This is a genomic window from Actinomadura sp. NBRC 104412 (assembly GCF_030269515.1).
Lineage (GTDB): Bacteria > Actinomycetota > Actinomycetes > Streptosporangiales > Streptosporangiaceae > Spirillospora.
Window position 1 is genome coordinate 1 of record NZ_BSTM01000057.1, and the last position, 16,883, is coordinate 16,883.

General features: G+C 66.4%; 16 protein-coding genes. 10 read left to right on the plus strand and 6 right to left on the minus strand.

Annotation, left to right across the window (positions count from 1 at the left end; translation table 11 throughout):
• Positions 1 to 128 precede the first annotated feature (128 nt).
• Positions 129 to 611, plus strand: a complete 483-nt coding sequence (locus tag QSK21_RS35155) for a transposase (RefSeq protein ID WP_285702089.1) — start codon at positions 129 to 131, stop codon at positions 609 to 611.
• Positions 612 to 775: 164 nt separating this feature from the next.
• Here the strand turns inward: QSK21_RS35155 and QSK21_RS36315 are convergent, their stop codons facing one another.
• Positions 776 to 1,012, minus strand: coding sequence for a helix-turn-helix domain-containing protein (locus QSK21_RS36315; protein ID WP_352231376.1), 237 nt, complete (start codon positions 1,010 to 1,012; stop codon positions 776 to 778).
• Between the two features lie 213 nt (positions 1,013 to 1,225).
• Here QSK21_RS36315 and istA point away from each other — a divergent pair, with 213 nt between their 5' ends.
• Positions 1,226 to 2,725 (plus strand): IS21 family transposase, encoded by a 1,500-nt coding sequence (gene istA / locus QSK21_RS35160; protein WP_285702090.1) that lies wholly within the window; start codon positions 1,226 to 1,228, stop codon positions 2,723 to 2,725.
• Positions 2,725 to 3,540, plus strand: coding sequence for an IS21-like element helper ATPase IstB (gene istB, locus QSK21_RS35165; protein WP_285702091.1), 816 nt, complete (start codon positions 2,725 to 2,727; stop codon positions 3,538 to 3,540). The genes istA and istB overlap by 1 nt, the downstream gene beginning before the upstream one ends.
• 1,059 nt (positions 3,541 to 4,599) lie before the next feature.
• On the opposite strand, the gene QSK21_RS35170 is transcribed toward istB, so the two are convergent.
• From QSK21_RS35170 to QSK21_RS35190, 5 genes are all read right to left on the minus strand, one after another.
• On the minus strand, positions 4,600 to 5,445 hold the full coding sequence (locus QSK21_RS35170; RefSeq protein WP_285702092.1) for a helix-turn-helix domain-containing protein: 846 nt from the start codon (positions 5,443 to 5,445) through the stop codon (positions 4,600 to 4,602).
• 28 nt (positions 5,446 to 5,473) lie between these two features.
• Positions 5,474 to 6,034, minus strand: a complete 561-nt coding sequence (locus tag QSK21_RS35175; protein WP_285702093.1) for a DUF6879 family protein — start codon at positions 6,032 to 6,034, stop codon at positions 5,474 to 5,476.
• A complete protein-coding gene (locus tag QSK21_RS35180) occupies positions 6,024 to 6,389 on the minus strand; it encodes a hypothetical protein (RefSeq protein WP_285702094.1) in 366 nt (121 codons plus the stop codon). The genes QSK21_RS35175 and QSK21_RS35180 overlap by 11 nt, the downstream gene beginning before the upstream one ends.
• 143 nt (positions 6,390 to 6,532) lie before the next feature.
• Complete coding sequence (locus QSK21_RS35185; RefSeq protein ID WP_285702095.1) at positions 6,533 to 6,742, minus strand: DUF397 domain-containing protein; 210 nt, start codon at positions 6,740 to 6,742, stop codon at positions 6,533 to 6,535.
• 16 nt (positions 6,743 to 6,758) lie between these two features.
• On the minus strand, positions 6,759 to 7,598 hold the full coding sequence (locus tag QSK21_RS35190) for a helix-turn-helix domain-containing protein (protein ID WP_285702096.1): 840 nt from the start codon (positions 7,596 to 7,598) through the stop codon (positions 6,759 to 6,761).
• 373 nt (positions 7,599 to 7,971) lie between these two features.
• On the opposite strand from QSK21_RS35190, the gene QSK21_RS35195 reads away from it, so the two are divergent.
• The 7 genes from QSK21_RS35195 to fxlM all read left to right on the plus strand — a co-directional run bounded on the left by QSK21_RS35195 (position 7,972) and on the right by fxlM (position 16,760).
• Positions 7,972 to 8,793, plus strand: a complete 822-nt coding sequence (locus QSK21_RS35195; RefSeq protein WP_285702097.1) for an ATP-binding protein — start codon at positions 7,972 to 7,974, stop codon at positions 8,791 to 8,793.
• A gap of 194 nt (positions 8,794 to 8,987) precedes the next feature.
• Positions 8,988 to 10,229 (plus strand): helix-turn-helix domain-containing protein, encoded by a 1,242-nt coding sequence (locus tag QSK21_RS35200; protein ID WP_285702098.1) that lies wholly within the window; start codon positions 8,988 to 8,990, stop codon positions 10,227 to 10,229.
• Positions 10,207 to 10,686, plus strand: coding sequence for a GNAT family N-acetyltransferase (locus QSK21_RS35205; RefSeq protein WP_285702099.1), 480 nt, complete (start codon positions 10,207 to 10,209; stop codon positions 10,684 to 10,686). Before QSK21_RS35200 ends, QSK21_RS35205 begins: the two co-directional genes overlap by 23 nt.
• 584 nt (positions 10,687 to 11,270) lie before the next feature.
• Positions 11,271 to 12,089 (plus strand): SAM-dependent methyltransferase, encoded by an 819-nt coding sequence (locus tag QSK21_RS35210; RefSeq protein WP_285702100.1) that lies wholly within the window; start codon positions 11,271 to 11,273, stop codon positions 12,087 to 12,089.
• Between the two features lie 174 nt (positions 12,090 to 12,263).
• On the plus strand, positions 12,264 to 12,404 hold the full coding sequence (gene fxlA / locus QSK21_RS35215; RefSeq protein WP_285702101.1) for an FxLD family lanthipeptide: 141 nt from the start codon (positions 12,264 to 12,266) through the stop codon (positions 12,402 to 12,404).
• Positions 12,405 to 12,495: 91 nt separating this feature from the next.
• On the plus strand, positions 12,496 to 15,624 hold the full coding sequence (locus QSK21_RS35220) for a lantibiotic dehydratase (RefSeq protein ID WP_285702102.1): 3,129 nt from the start codon (positions 12,496 to 12,498) through the stop codon (positions 15,622 to 15,624).
• Positions 15,625 to 15,791: 167 nt separating this feature from the next.
• Positions 15,792 to 16,760 carry a methyltransferase, FxLD system gene (gene fxlM / locus QSK21_RS35225; RefSeq protein ID WP_285702103.1) on the plus strand — a complete coding sequence of 323 codons (969 nt, stop codon included), beginning with the start codon at positions 15,792 to 15,794 and terminating at the stop codon, positions 16,758 to 16,760.
• Positions 16,761 to 16,883 lie beyond the last annotated feature (123 nt).

A 16,883-nucleotide genomic window follows, 5' to 3' on the forward strand; every position in this document is an offset into this window, starting at 1 on the left:
AATCCATACAGGCGGCATTCCAGTATCGGGATGCACAGCCCCGTCACGTTCGAAGGGCTCAACCTGCCCTCAGACACCACCGAGTGACCTCACCGCAGGTGTCCGTGCTACGGGGGGAACCTCAGGCGGTGCACGTCACCGCCCGCGGCACCCACCGGGTCTGGCTGGCCGCACTCGTGGCCGTCAAGCCCGGCGAACATCCCCGGCTGATCTACCGGTCGCACGCCTACCACGGCCGCAAAGACCAGAAGAAGGGCCTGGATGAAGGCGACTACATCCGCCTGCTGGACGCCGCTCACCAGCAACTCGGCGGCCCCATCGTCCTGGTGTGGGACAACCTCAACACCCACCGCTCGGCCCGGACGCGCCGGTACCTGGCCGCCCGAGACTGGCTGACCGTCTTCCACCTGCCGCCCTACGCTCCCGAACTCAACCCCGTCGAGGGCGTCTGGTCACACCTGAAAAGATCCCTGGCCAACCTCACCAAACACACCATCGACCAACTCACGCAGCTGATTAAAACCCGCCTCAAACGCATCCAGCACCGGCCCGCCCTGCTCACCGGCCTTCTTGCCCGGACCCACCTGCCAATTAGTAACTCCAACTATTGAGGCTCTCTAGCGGCCATTGGCATCGGAGAGGTCAGCGCCACCAAGACCGCCACCGCACATCTCCTCCAGGGAGTCGAGAGGGAAAACGAATTCTGAAGGAGCATGGGCGAGTACCTGTCGCCTCCGCATCGACTCTACAGGTCGCGGCTCACTGTCCAAAGCGGTCAACGATCCCGTTTTCGTAGTAGCACCACGCGCGGACAATTCAGTACATGCGCGAGCTTTACGATCATAGCGGGGGTGGCATTACGTGTCCCCTTTTCGATTTCGGAGATCAGACTCAGCGACACACCGCAGGCTCTCGCAACCTCGGTCTTGGTCAACCCCGCCTGTTCACGCGCGTAGGTGACCGCCTCAGGCTCCTGATTCAGAATTCTCGGCGAACCACGACGTCTACCCACTGTACGTCCAGTAATATTTTGTGGCGCGTATTAGCTTCGGACCGCGTCTTGCAGATCTCGCAGGCGCAGCGGTAGCGGAGCTGTCAGCGGACACGGCAAACTCCCTGCTGGCGGACAGAAGGTTCCCCGCTGGCGGACACGGTTTCTCCCCGTCGGCGGACATGTGATCTCCCCGGTTCTTGGTCGTGATGCCCGGTCGCTATGGCGGTCGGGGTGAAGAGTTCGAGGGAGATCATGGAGATTCTGGAGGCGTTCGACGCTACGGGCAGTTACCGGGCGGCGGCCGAGTTGGCCGGGTGTGATCACCACACGGTCGCCCGGTATGTGCGGCTGCGGGAGCAGGGGGTCAACCCGGCCGAGCGGCCGCGGCGGGCCCGGAAGATCGATGAGTTCGTCGACAAGATCGAGGAGATGGTCGAGCGGTCGCAGGGCCGGGTCCGGGCCGATGTGGTGCACGAGCGGCTGGTGGCGATGGGGTTCACCGGCACCGATCGCACCACGCGGCGGGCGGTGGCCGAGGCCAAGCAGGCGTATCGGGCCGGGCAGCGGCGGGTGTTCCGCCCGTGGGTTCCCGAGCCGGGGCTGTGGCTGCAGTTCGACTGGGGCGAGGGACCCAAGATTCGGGGGCGGCGCACCAGCCTGTGGTGCGCCTGGCTGGCGTGGTCGCGGTTCCGGGTGGTGATCCCGACCTTCGATCGGACGCTGCCGACGGTGGTGGCCTGCCTGGACGCCACGCTGCGCAGGATCGGCGGGGTGCCGACCTATGCGCTGACCGACAACGAGAAGACGGTCACCGCCGAGCACATCGCCCGGATCCCGGTGCGCAACCAGCAGATCGTGGAGGTCGCCCGACACTATGGGCTGACGATTCGCACCTGTGTGCCGGCCGATCCGCAGTCCAAGGGCGGCTCGGAGGCCACGGTGCGGATCGCCAAGGCCGATCTGGTGCCCACCAGCGCGAACCTGCGGGAGCGTTACTCGGCGTTCGGGGAGCTGGAGGCGGCCTGCCGCACCTTCTGCACCGAGGTCAACGGCCGGGTGCATCGGGAGACCCGGCGGCGTCCGGTCGAGGCGCTGGCTCAGGAGCGGCAGCGGCTGCACCCGCTGCCGCCCCGCCCGTTCACCATCGCCTTCGGCCAGACCCGCCGGGTCAGGTGGGACGCCACCGTCTCGGTCGACGGCGTCCGCTACTCGGTCCCGCACGAGCTGATCGACACACGCGTGTGGGTCCGGTTCCACGGCGACGAGCTGATCGTCACCGCCATCACCGACGACGGCGCCCAGGTGGTGGCCCGTCACCAGCGGTCCACGCCGGGCACCCCGTCGATCAACGACGAACACTATCCGCCCCGCAACCAGCCCGGTGAGCGCACCCCGCGGGCCACCACCGCCGAGGAGGCCGCGTTCCTGGCGCTGGGCGAGGGCGCGGCATCCTGGCTGGTGGAGGCGGCGGCCGCGGGAGCCCGCCGGATCCGCCCCACCATGGCGCACGCCCTGACCCTGGCCAAACTGCACGGGACGGCCGCGGTCGACCGGGCGCTGGGCACCGCCGCGGCCTGCGGCCGGTTCACCGAGGCCGACCTGGTCGCCATCCTCGATCATCAGCGGCACGGCCCCACCGCCCCGCCGATCCGGGCCAGCCAGACCCACAGCCTGCAGCCGGGCACCGCGGTCTGGGCACGCGTCGGCCTTCCCAAGGGCGGTGATGCCTGATGCCCACCGGCAACCGCACCGCATCGATCACCCGGCCGCACGCCGTCACCGCCGCGGCAGGGGATCCGCTGGAGGAGGTCATCGCGCTGACCAAGCGGCTCAAGCTGCCCTACCTGCGCAAGGCGCTGGCCGAGGTGATCCCCACCGCCAAGGCCCAACGCTGGGACCCCGCCGAGCTGCTGCGGGTGCTGCTGGCCGAGGAAGCCGCCGGACGCGACGCCACCAACCTGCGTACCCGCCGCAAGCGGGCCGGGTTCCCCGCCGGCAAGACCTTCGAGGTCTGGGACGACAAGGCCTCCTCCATCCCGCGGCCCACCCAGCAGGCCCTGCGCAACCTGGAGTGGGTCACCCGCCGCGAGAACCTGTGCATCTGCGGCCCCAGCGGAACGGGCAAGAGCCACTTCTGCGAGGCGTTGGGCCAACTGGCCGTCGATGCGGGCATGACGGTCGCCTGGTTCACCATCGAGGACCTGGGCGCCCTGGTCCGCCGGCACCGCGCCGACGACTCGACGGCCAAGGCCATCGAACGCATCATCCGCGCCGACCTGACCATCGTCGACGACATCGGCCTGCTACCCGTCAGCCCCGATGCCGCCGAGGGCTTCTACCGCCTGGTCGACGCCGCCTACGAACGCCGCAGCCTGGCCGTCAGCTCCAACCTTCACCCGGCCGGATTCGACGAGATCATGCCCAAGACCCTGGCCACCGCGACCGTCGACCGGCTCCTGCACCACGCCCACATCGTGGTCACCGAGGGTGACAGCTACCGGCTCGCCCAGGCCACCTCCGGCAAAGGGGTGACGCCCCTGGCCTGACAACAACCCACTGGCGGACGGGGAGCACTCATGTCCACCATCGGGGAGCTTTGACGTCCGCCAGTGGGGAGCTCTGTTGTCCGCAAGCGGGGAGAAAGCAATGTCCGTTGACACGGAGCAGAACAGCACCGCAACACAGCCCTGCAATCGCACGACATTCCACAGATGCGACAAACTAGCGCCGGGGCTTGGCCCAAGCGCGCAAGTTCCTCGTGTCTCCGCGAGTTGCAGGCGGGATGAGCTATGGCCACGTTGTCGTGACTCAGCCGCCGCCCCAAAGGCCATGGGCACCAGCAGGTCCCGTGTTGCTTCCTCGCGCGTGACACTGCCACGGCAGACATGACAGATACCGCCGAGCCTTTTCCAAACCTCGGCAACCGAAAGGCCGATGCCATGGGTCCGGTGACCTTTCGCGTTCCGCGCCCTCATGGGGTCAAGAGTCCTTTCAAGGCCTACGCCTTGCAGTTAGGGCAAGGGCCTCGAGCACGGCCGCCAATTGGAGGATCTTCATAAGACCCTAAACCCAACTCACGCCGGATCGCGCTCTCAGGGAGAGGTCCGTATTGGACGGCGCAACACGGGTTGTCGAAATCGGCTCCCCCATAGTCAGAAGGATGTCATCGACCAGCGCAGCGAAGATACTCGTTTGTTCCAGTCGCGCACTCGAAGGCAAACCTTCCACTGACGATGCGTCTCGTTCCGAGTCGTCCATCGTGATCGTAGATGTCATTTTACATTCCCTGCACTTGAGATTGTTTCTAGTTCCGAAGTCAGGAACGTCTTGTTCCCAGGTTGGCGATCAGTGGCCTCTTAGCAGAAAGATTTGGACCGTAGCCTGGGGAGCGCCGGTCCCAGGGCCACGGGCATTCGGGGGAATGCCGCTGTGCCTCTATTCTCATCAGCGCTCAGCGACGATATAAGGCGTTGACCGCCGAAAGACCCGAGACAACGCGGGCAAGCAACAGGTTCGGGCGAGATCACGAGGTGGCTGCTTGTGCCGCCTCTGAGGCGAACCACACCACCCCAGGTGGCAGAGAGACCTGTGCTCCCGAACCGGCCTTACGCCGACCGCGCGTAGTCGGAAGCGATCTCCTCTAGGAGCGCGGAGGCCGGAGGGCCGAACTCTGCGGTCTCCTCCAGAGCCTTGAAGAGGTTGACGTAGTACTCGATGTCGCGGGGGTCGGTGATGGTCAGGGTGGCGGTTTCCAGACCGATGGTGACGAGTCGCTGGTCGAACAGCTCAAAGCCGTGCAGCGGGGCTTCGCGGACGCGGGCGCTGAAGGGGATGAGACCGATCCGCACGTTGGGACGTGTTACCAGTTCGGCGATGTGGCGGATCTGGGCGGCCATGACCTCGTCCGGGCACAGGCGCCAGCGCAGCGCGCCTTCGGTGAGGACGAAGGTGAAGCGTTTGCGGCGGTTGTTAAGGATCTGCCGGCGCTCGGCGAGTGCGGCCATGCTGCGTTCCAGCTCGGTTCCGGTCAGTGTGAGGCCGTAAATCTCGCGGGTGAAGTCGGTGATTTGAAGGAGGCCGGAGATGGTGGCCGGCTGGAAGAAGTTCAGGCGTTTGGCGTCACGTTCGACCCGAGCGATCTGCTGCTGCTTGCGCCAGGCCCCGCCGCGCATGATGGCGCGAGCGCTCTCGGTGTTGCGGTGCAGCGAGTCGGCCAGCTCGGTGAGCTCGGCCCGGAGGTCATCATCGGCGGCGTAAAGGCGGCACAGCGTCTCCACGTCCTCGGCTGTCGGAACGGTGGTGCCGTTCTCGATCCGGGAGATCTTGGGTTGGCTCATCCCGGCTCGGCGCGCGGCCTCGACACCGGTGAGCCCGCTGTCGTTGCGCAGCCGCCTGAGCGTGCGGGCCAGCCGGTCGCGCTCGCGCCGGTACCGTTCCGGTGCCTCTTCCATCAGGGCGGCAGTCTAAGGGACGGCCAGGTCAGGGCCGGGACCCGAGCCAGTTCTCCCGCTTGTACTCCGGATGGCGGGCCCACCACGTCTCGAATGGCTCGGCGGCTTGGACGACCGCGTCGCGGTAACCGCGGTAGCGGGGGACATCGGCCTTGTCGACCAGCTCGGCGCCGAGGAAGTGGCCTTCGGTGCCGTAGTGGAGCCGGACGGCGGAGTCCTCGTCGAACAGCCAGAAGTCCTCATCGGGGACGCCTGCAGGGCGGGGTCGCTCCGCCTCGTCCAGGATGAGGATCTCCTGGCCGTACTGGCTGGAGACCGCGTAACCCCACTCGCACTCGAAGCGCAGGTAGTCCGAGATCGGGCTGCGCAGGATGTGCACCTTGTGCCAGCGCTTTCCGGAGCGAATCTCGGCTTCCATGAACTCCAGCCATTCGCGGGTGCCCGGCTCGATCTTCAGTGGGGCGCCCGACATGTAGCGGTTAAGCCGTTCGGTTTCGGAGGCGACCGTGTAGCGCGGTAGCGTCTCCAGGCGGAAGGCGGCGTGCTCGAAGTCGTCGAACAGGGCTTCCAGCTCGTCCTCACCGAGCACTGGGCACCACCTCGGGAAGCAGGGACAGGGAGACCTCGACCGCCGACTCGCCCTCGGGCAGGGCCAGGCGGTCGAGTACCTCGGTGTCGGTGACCCGCCGGCCCCGGACGATCGCGGTGCCACGTCCGGTCAGTGTGAATGCCTGGTTTTCAGGAGGTAGAGGCGTCGGCGACTCCCACAACAGGGATAGGGGTACCTCCACCAGCGCCCCGGCGGTCGTGAGTCCCGGCTCCTCGGTGACGATCCAGCCTTGGACGATCAGGGTTGCGCGATCGGTCAGATAGAGAGTCGGGCAGGTGGGCTTGGGGTCACACTTGGGGTCGTCGCACTGGCCGCGGAGCCGGATCAGCCTCATGGGGGCACTCCTGGAGGGTGGCGGAAGGCGCTCGCATGCTCCAGCATTCGGACCTAACGTGAATATGTCAACGTCTAGGCAGTGCGTCTGGCTCTAGACTTGGCGGCGGTCCCCGGCAGTTCGGGTGCCGGGGACCGCCAGGTCTACAGGTCGTACTCGCCTTGCTTGACCAGTACGACGAAGCTCTTGAACGCGTCGACGCCAAAGGCGAGGCGACCGCCTCCGGGGTCCTTCGAGTCACGGACGGCGCGCGTAGCACCGACCGGAGCAACTTCGACGCACTGGTTGCCGCCACCGCTGTGGCTCGACTTGCGCCACACCGTCTGGGACGCGGCCGCTCCGGCACCGGTCATCAAGGGTTCTCCTCTGTTAGAGATTGGTGCTCAACTCCTCCAGGAAAGCGATGGACCCGTTCGGATCCAGGGCTCGTTCCAGCATGTGGTCCCAAGCCAGGTTGAACATGTCCAGTTCCGAGTCCGATTCTAGGTAGACGTCTCCCATCAACCCTTCGACATACGCGACCGGCGCATCTTCGGGGTCGGGAAACACCAGAACGACGAACTCACCCTCCACTCCGGCGTGGCCACCGGCCGCGAACGGAAGCACCTGGAGGGTGATGTTGGGACGCTTGCCGGCTTCGATGAGGTCGGTGAGCTGCTGCCGCATCGCGTCGGTACCGCCGACATGGCGGCGCACGGCCGACTCGTCCAGGATGACGTGGATTTCGGGCGGGTCCGTGCGTCGCAGCAACGCCTCACGTCTCGCGGCTCGGGCGGCGACGCGGCGATCGACCTCCGCGGTGTCGAACATGGGACGGGTGCTGGTGATGATGCCGCGGGCGTAGTTCTCGGTCTGGAGGAAACCCGGAATCAGGTGGGCGTTGACCCGGATCTTGGCGGCCTCGCTCTCCAGCCCGACATACGAGCCGGTGAACACGTCGGAGTACTTCGTCCACCAGCCCCGGCGCCGTGCGTCCCGCCCAAGCTGGATCAGCGCCTCGCGCTGCGGTGACCGGACGTCGTACAGGTCGAGCATGTCTTCCAGGTCGTCGGTGATCACACGGCTGCGGCCGTTCTCTATCCGGGAGAGCTTGCTCTTGCTGAAGTCGAGCCGCCGTGCGGCCTCCTCGATGGACAGGCCGGACGCCTCGCGGAGCCGCTTGAGCTCTCTGCACAGGCGCCGGCCGCGGACGGTCGGACTCTGTTCCATACGCTCCCGCCAAGTTCCTCGTGTGTGTACCGCAAGGATCCCCAGAATGAGATCCCGATGCAACTCCCAATTATGGGAGTTGCATCGACGGTCCTTGCATCACTGCTTCGGTTCAGTCATGATGCTAGTCACATCACCGTTGCGAGAACCGTGAGTCACAGAAGGCACGGCTGCGCGTTCAGGTACACCCCTCCGCCTGGACGGGAGCAGATCGGCACGGGCGAGGCACTCGTCGCAAGCCGACGTTCCTCTGATCACATCACCGCCCAGGCCCGAACGCTCTTCCCTCACGGCGCCACCCGCTGTGGATCATGTTCTCGCTCAAAGAAGCAACAGCACCTCGACTGGTGCGATCCATCGGAGGCGGATGCCAATGACGACACCACCGCCGGGCTCCCTGCTTTCCCCAGCCGAACAAGGCAAGCAGGTGATCGTCCGGTGCCTGCACGAGCCAGAGCCGGAGCATCATGCCCGTGACATGGTCGTGGGCATCCTGTCCCGGCTTGGACTCGGGAAGGTGTTCGAGACCGAGCTCGCCGTCAACGAGCTGGTGACGAACGCGCGCCAGCACGCACCCGGTCCGTACGAGCTCCGCGTCTACCTGGGCGCGACCGGCATAACGATCGCCGTGGTCGACGGTGGTGACAACCATGCGGAGGTCGCACAGCGCCTCCTCCAGGCAGCGCGCGAGCGGCCGACCACCGAGGAGAACGGCCGCGGACTTCAACTCGTCGCCGGGCTCTTCCCCGGACGATGCGGCGCCGGGCCAACGACGACATGCATCGGTCTCACCCCAGCCAAACAACTCTGGATCACCGTTCCCACAAACGGCGCCCCCTGGAAGGACCACGACGTGACGCATCTGAACGAGCCGGAACGGCAGGCGGTACAGCTTGGCAATGACATCCGTGAACGGATCGACCGGTGGCTTGCCGATCGCCATGTGGAGGACGGCTTCCTGGCCGTCTCGCCTTACGTGGACCCTAAAACCGGACCGAGCGTCCTGATCAAGGTCAATGCCTACGTCGCCCGCGCTCTGGTGCTGAGCCTGGACAAGCAGAACCAGCGGCCCATACCGCCGCCCGTAACCTCAGCCCCGAACGGCCGACCGTACCCGGTCTGCGCTCCACCTGACACTGCAGAGCCTCATCAGAGGACGGTGCACCCCACGCAGGGGCCTCCTTCTCTCCGATAGCGGTTTCCGGCCGGACGGAGCAATAGCGATCTTCGAGGGGCATCAGCGACTCGCGTTAGGCCCACGGCTGCATCCTTCGCATCCGTAGCCGCTCGCTCCTAGGAACGTGATCGGTCGCCGCCGATCGAGCCGAACCGGTCCAGCTGATGGAAGATCTCGAACGACGCAATAGACGATCCCACCAGGAGGGCCACGTGGGAACCGCCTTTGGCGAGCAGATGCGGCGGCTGATGGCCGAACACGATCTTTCACTTCGCCGGGTCGCGAAGCTGGTGAGCTATGACCCCGGCTACCTGTCCAAGGTAGTGAACGGCCACAAGCCGATCACTCCCCACCTCGCCGCCGCCCTCGACCGTGCACTCGAAGCGGACGGCGCCCTCGTCGCCGTTGCCGCTCCCGCGCTGCCCGAAGCCGCGGACCTGGCCGAGCTGGAGCTGCTACGTCAGGATTTGGGCGATGTACTCAGCGAAGGATCCATGGCTGAGGGCAGTCTGGACGAGTGGGAGCAATCCGTCCTGCAGCACGGGCGGGCGACTCGGGACCGCCCCGCAGGACGGATCTTCATCGATCTGACGGCCGACCTGGCGGAGCTCATGCGCGCGCTGAAACGGTGCCGAACTGCATCCGCGATTCGGCGGCTCACCAGAATGACGGCGCAGATGTCCGGCCTCATGTATCTGACGCTGGTCAGGCTGGACAAGCCGAACGCCTCGCGTCGCTGGGCACGGACGGCATGCATCGCTGCTCACGAATCCGATGACCCCGCAACCGAATCATGGGTCTTGGCGCAGGTGGCCTACGGGCACTTCTACTGTGGGGACCCCGTAGGCGCGATCACGGTCGCCCGCCATGCCCGGGACAGAGCGGGCAAGGCGGTGTGCGTCGGCGCGCCCCTCGCGGCGGCTCTCGAAGCTCGCGCGCATGCAGCCCTCGGCTCCCGCTCCGACGTCCAAACCATTCTCGGACAGGTCGAGGAGATGGTCGAACGCCTGGACGACGAGTCACGCGTTCCATCCGCCTTCAGTTACAACGAGGCTCAGTTCCGCTTCCACCAGGGCAACGCCTACACGCTTCTGGCACGGCGCGACGACGATCCCCGTGCGAACGTCGAGAAGGCGCTACAAGCCCAGGAACAAGCCCTTGAACTATGCGCTCCAGGTGACTACACCGACTGGGCACTGACCCGGCTCGACCGGGCCGACTGCCTCGCCCTCAGTGGCGACATCCAGGCCTGCGCGCTCTACATGGCCGAGACGCTCAGCTGCCTGACCGAACAGCAACGCGAAGGGATCATCACGCTCCGCGGACATGAGATAGTCGCCGCCCTGCCGCAGGAGAAGCAGGCGCTCCCGATCGTCCGCGACGTCCACGACCTCCTGATGCAGACCACGAATGGGACCGAGGAGGAGCCCCATGGCCGTCGTGACCCCCGCTGAGCCACACCACATCGATGCCTTCGCCGTCCTGCTCGAAGAGATGGACCGCTTCTACGGCGCCACCGCTATCGAGCCGCGCCGGCACCGCCTGGACCAGATCCGCGAAGCCCTCTTCTCTCACACTCCAGCCGCGTGTGCGCTTTTGGCCTGGCAGGGTGCGCGGCTCGCCGGCTTCGCCAGCTACTCCTACCTGTGGCCGGCCGTGGGACTGACGCGCTCGCTCTACGTGAAGGAGCTCTACGTCAGTAAGTCCCATCGCCGATCAGGCATCGGGACCTTGCTGATGAACGAACTCGTCACCATCGCGGTCGAGAAGGCATGCAGCCGCGTCGAATGGACGACCGATGCGGACAACACCGGCGCTCAACGCTTCTACGAGAAGATCGCACGGACATACCCGTCCAAGCTCTTCTACAGGCTGGAAGCCGGCGACCTGAGGCACTCCCGACGCCGCTGATCGCGCATTCGCCTTTGATCATTTGTTGGCGCTTCGCGTTGCCTGTTGCCTAAGGGAGGGCAACGGGATGCTCTTTGGCCAGGTATCGAGAATATTGTGACTTCCCGATCCGAATGAATAACAGGGAAGTTCCCGATGCCGACCCTCACCCTCTCCCGCCCCTTGCCTCGGTTATTGACCCCTGATGTGGTGGGGGCGTCTGCCAAGTTGCTTTCCCCACCTGCAGCGGTTGTTGGCCGTCGTGACCGACTCCGGCGAAGGCGTCCCATCGTGCGTCGGCAACGAGCAAGACGCAATTCAGGAAGCCGGGACGGTCGCAGCGATCAGAGGCGCCTGGGGATGAACTGCGCTTACGCGCGAAGCCAAGGCAGTCTGGGCGGCCTTGAGCCTGGAGGGCAACTGCTCAGGCCGCGTTCCGACCACCAGACCTCACGCAAAGACTGACCGCAGACGCTTGCTCTATTCGCCTTCAGGATGAATAATCCGAGCTAGGCGCCATGTCCACGTCGAGCGTGGGTGATCTGAGCACCCGCGCACCCGACCCAGCAGTGCCTCCGACCACAGCAGGAAAGGATCAGGATCCGGTGACGCAGGACAGCCCGGCGCGACCGAGCAGGATCAACTCCACCGTCGCCACCGCCGCAGGCATGTACGACTACTACCTGGGCGGCAAGGACAACTTCGCCGCCGATCGGCGGGCAGCCAACGAGGTGCTCGCCTCAGCTCCGGAAGTGCTCCTCCTGGCCAGGGAGAACCGCCGATTTCTACAACGCGCGGTACGGTTCCTGACCCGCGACGCCGGCATCGAGCAGTTTCTGGACATCGGCACCGGACTTCCCAGCCAAGGGAACGTCCACGAGATCGCCCAGGCGGAGATTGCGCACGCCAGGGTTGTCTATGTGGACAACGATCCCAAGGTTCTAGCCCACTCGCGCGCACTGAAGATCACCGCAGCGAGGACCACCAGTGTGATCACAGCGGATCTCCGTGACCCCGCCTCCATCCTCGGACATCCGGAGACACGAGCCCTGATCGATTTCGATCAGCCGATGGCGGTGCTGCTGGTGGCCGTCCTGCATTTCATCGACGACGATGCCGACCCGTACGGAATCGTCGCGGAGCTCTGCGATGCCATGGCCCCCGGCAGTTACCTCGCCATCTCCCACGTCACCGGCGATACCCGAGCGGATCATGCGAAGGGGGCGGCGAGCGTCTACAAGAAGACCAAGCACCCCGCGACGCTCCGGACTAGCGTACAGATCGAGCGCTTCTTCCAAGATCTCGATCTCGTCGATCCGGGCCTTACGTACGTCGCAGATTGGCGCCCCGACAGCGAAACCGACATCATGCCCGAAGAGGCATGGGTCCTCGCTGGAGTCGGCCGAAAACCGGCCACGGCGTGATGCGACCCCTTCCGCACCGAAACAGTCAAGGAAAGGAGAAGCCGCATAGACGACCTTCGAAAAGTACTCGGCTCCGACTCGGTTGGTCGGAGGTCGACACGAAGGCGGGCCTATGCCCGCACGCCAAAGAGAGCCGACAGGGACTGACACCCAACCAGAAGGTAGGCACCCACCATGAGCACCACGCAGAACACCGCCATCGAACCGGACGAGCTATCTCTGGACATCAGGATCGTGGAGGAAGGCGACGCCGTCGAAGCGCTGCTGTGCAGCACGGACAACGGGTGCGACACCCAGAAGCAAGGCGACTGCTGATCCGACCAGGGCGTCCCGGCCGGGCCGGTGAACTGCGGGGCCGGGACGCCCGCGGAAAGTTTGTACCGGAGCGAAGCACAGGTCGAAGAAGATGAGATCGTCGACCGTCCATGAGCATCTATTCCGCGTCGTCGACGCGGCGATGGTGCGGTCGACCATGGCTTCTGAGATCCCTGGAACGCGGGGTTGGCCCGAAGTCAAGAATGACGCTCAGGTTGAGGCGTGGTGCGCATGGCTCGCCGAGGTCTGGTCCTCAGCCACCGTAAGGGATGCGATCACTCTCGCCAGCCCGATACTTGCCGCACGGCTCGACGCGGTGGCCGCCGGACACCGGCCACGCCCGGCACAGTCGCGGCGCATGATGCTGTCGTTGGCCAAGTACTTGGTACGGATGCGGGGGCGGGCGACTCCATTCGGGGTGTTCGCCAGCGTTGCTCCGCTGAGATTCGGCATGGAGACCTCCGCTTATGTGGCGGGCCGCCCGCTGGTCCGATGCCGGGCCGATGCCCGTTGGCTCGCCGAGGTGATCACGCGGCTGGAGTCGTATGCCGAGGTACGGCACCGTCTACCGCTGGTCCTCAACGACCTGGCGACGGTCCGCGGCGAGCGGATCGTGGTGCCTTGGGCTCCGCACATCTCCCTCGCCGGTCATCGCTCTTGTGCGCAGATATCCGTGCGCCGTACCCGGCCAGTGGAGACACTGCTGGCTGCGGCACGGATACCCGTCCGAGGCGGCGACCTGATCGGAAAGCTCACGGCCGAGATGCCACACCTTTCGGCCGCAGGGGTCGACGGGATGCTCTCGCAGTTGCTGGCATGCGGTGTGCTGATCTCGGCTCTGCGCCCGGACTCCACCGTTTCGGACGGGCTTGCTCACGTTCTGGCCTGCCTGGACGCGATTGAGGCGAGCACCATCAAAGATGTCCGGCCGCTGGTCGCGGATCTCCGAGAGATCGACGGTCGACTGCGCACGACGAGCGTCGGCCGGGCGGCCGAGCCGCTACGCGGACGCATGCGGGCTCTGTCCGATGTGGTCGAGCAACCGATCATGGCGGATCTCCGGGTCGACACCGCCATGGTCCTGCCGCGAGCCGTGGCTGACGAGGTGGCCTCTGCGGCGAGTGCGTTGATCCGGGCGACACCCCATCCGACGGGCGATCCACGGATGCGCGAGTACCATGCCCGCTTCGTCGCCCGGTACGGTCTCGGCGCGCTGGTCAGGGTTGCTCAGCTCGTCGACCCCACGATCGGGCTCGGCTTGCCTGCGCACTACGACCGGGAGGAGGGCAGGACGGGGCTGGACCCGCGTGTTTCCCGCCGGGACGAGCACCTGCTCGTCCTGGCACAGCAAGCCGCTTTGGATGGCGCAGTCGAGGTGAAACTCGAGGACGCGTTCCTCGACCGGCTGGCGGCGGAGTCCGGTGGTCTGGCATGCCCGGCACCCCATATGGAGATGTGCGCCGAACTGCGGGCCGCTTCGGCTGACGAGTTGGACCGGGGCGAGTTCACCTTGGCAGTGCACGGCGTCGGCCGTAGCGGTCTTGCCCTGTCCGGCCGTTTCCTGGACCTGCTGGACGCCGAGGACCGGCAGCGCATGCGAGCAGAGTACGGCCGTTTGCCGACCGCGGCGCAGGGCGCGATGCCGGCTCAGTTGTCGTTCGCGCCCCGATCCCAGCGGCTGGGAAATGTGGCTCGTGCACCGCAAGTCCTGCCCGCTGTGCTTGGTATGGGCGAGTACAGGGAACCCAGTCCGGATCTTGTTGCCATCGACGACCTCGCCATCACCGCAGACGCGGACCGGTTGTATGTGGTGTCGCTCTCGCGCCGACGCGTGGTGGAGCCGGTGGTAGCGAACGCGGCCGCCCGGCGCGCCTGGCCTCCTCTCGCCCGGTTGCTGGTGGAGATCGCTCGCTCGGGCACCGCAGCGGTCTCGCCGTTCGCGTGGGGCGCCGCCTCGTGCCTGCCCTTCCTGCCGCGGGTGCGGTATCGCCGCAGTGTGCTGTGCCCAGCACGGTGGCGCGTCCCCGCCCGAGCGCTTCCCTTTCCGGGTGCGTCCGAGGATGAGTGGGCGCGGGCGCTGGACGCCCTGCGTGAGCGGCTGAGGCTGCCGGTATGGGTGAGCGTCGGCGAGGCAGACCGCCTTTTGCGGTTGAATTTGAACGAGCCGATGGACCGGGCGCTGCTATGCCACCAGTTGGAGCACGCGGCCAAGTCCGGGGTGAGCACCGTGATCGCGGAGACATCGGCTCCGGCCGATCATGGCTGGACCCATGGCCGTGTTCACGAACTCGTCGTTCCCTTGGCCAGTGCGACGCCTCCCGCCCCCGTCCCGGCAACGGTGACCGGCGCCGTCAAGTCGCGTTCGGGGTTGATAGGCGTTGAACACGGTGTATTTCCTGGCCGGGACGTGCTGTCAGCCCACCTGTACGGAGACCCGGACCAGTACGATGAGATCCTTGATCGCCATTTGCCTCAGCTTATCGGCGAGGTTGGGGAGCCGATGTGGTGGTTCCTCCGCTACCGGGATCGGCATCCTCATTTGCGTCTACGTTTGCATCCGCGTGCAGAGGAGTATGGGGCGACCGTGGTGGCGCTCGGCGATTGGGCCTCGGACCTGCGCCGCCGCGGACTGGTGGGCGAACTGACATTGAGCACCTACCGTCCGGAGATCGTCCGGTACGGCTCTGGGCCGACGATGGACGCCGCAGAGGCGCTCTTCGCGGCTGACTCCGCCGCCGCGCTCGCGCAAATCGCCCTTTCCCGCAACGACCGCGATATACATGCGCAGTCTCTGACAGCGGCGAGCATGATCGATCTGGCTGCCGCCATGACGGGCGGGCAGAGCACAGCGATGCGGTGGTTCCTGAAGCGCCGTCCCTTTCGGACAAGGCGCCCGCTGCCGCGCGAACGCGTGCGTCAGGCCGTTCAGCTGGCTGATCCTTCCGGCGATCACGCGTTCCTACGTGACGTTCCCGATGGTGAACTGATCATCGAGACCTGGCGCGAACGGCGCCGTGCCGCCGCCTCCTACCTCGCACGCCTGCGCGAGACCCCTTCCGCCCCGGCACCGGAATCCGTGCTGGTTTCGCTGCTACACCTTCACCACATCCGCGCCGTCGGCATCGATGCCGACTCCGAGGAGCAGGTCGAGCGAATGGCGCGCGCTGTGGCATTGGGTTGGGCATCGCGCAAGACGCACTCCACGGGAGGCTTGGGGTGACCTCGCTCGTCCACGCGCTGCCCGACCAGCTCCGGGATCAAGCCGCCGCTGTCTCTACACGGCTGGCAGCGAATCTACAGCAGCCTCCGCGTCCAGGTTCCGAAGATGATCGAGGCCCATCCAGCCCGCGCTGGCGCGGGCAGTCGCTGTCGAAGGGCGCCGCCGGGGTGGCCGTGCTGCATGGCCTTCACATCCGTGGTCGCGGCACCTTCCGCTCCCCCGCGGTCGAGGCAGCGTTCGCCGCGGTCCCGCGCCACCTGTTCCTGCCCGGCATGGACCTGGCGACCGCGTACGCACCCCAGGTGGTGGTGACCAAGCGGGCACCGGACGGCAGTGCGCTGTCCTCGGCCTCACACCCGAACATGGTCGCCACCATGCTCGAGCAGCTGGACCTACAGCCTGGACATCGAGTCCTGGAGATCGGAGCGGCCACCGGCATCAACGCCGCTCTCCTCGCCGAGCTGACCGGCCCATCAGGCGCGGTCGCCACCGTCGAGATCGACAGCGAACTCGCCGCCCGAGCACGCACCGCACTGACCGCAGCCGGATATGACCAGGTACAGGTCGTCTGCGGGGACGGCGCGTTCGGTCACCCCGATCTGGCCCCCTACGACCGGATCATCGTGACCGCCGGCGCCTGGGACATCCCCGCCGCCTGGTGGCAGCAACTCACCCCCCACGGCCGAATGGTCGTGCCGCTACGGCTACACGGCAGCGGCCTGACCCGCTCCATCGCCTTCCACCGCCACGCCGACACCCTCCTGATCAGCGACTCGGTCAAGGTATGCGGCTTCGTCCCGCTACGCGGCGCCTCCGACTCGGCCGCTCACACCATCCAGCTCGCCGACGACATCACCCTCAACCTCGCCGCCAACACCGGCAGCCGAGCGCTCGGCCGCGCCCTCACCCATCCGGCACACCAGATCTGGACCGGCATCATGATCGGCGACACCGACCCGGTCGAACACCTCGACCTCTGGCTGGCCACCAGCACCGACCACTTCGCCCGGCTCAGCCTCACCCCCACCGCACACCGCCACACAGCACTCGACCCGGCGCCACGGTGGGCAGGCGCCACCCTCCACGACGGCGACGCCACCCTCGCCGACCACACCGCCCAGGTGCTCCACCGGTGAGGTTCCCCCCGTTGCACGGATACCTGCGATGAGGTCACTCGGCGGTGTCTGAGGGCAGGTTGAGCCCTTCGAACGTGACGGGGCTGTGCATCCCGATACTGGAATGCCGCCTGTAGGGATTAT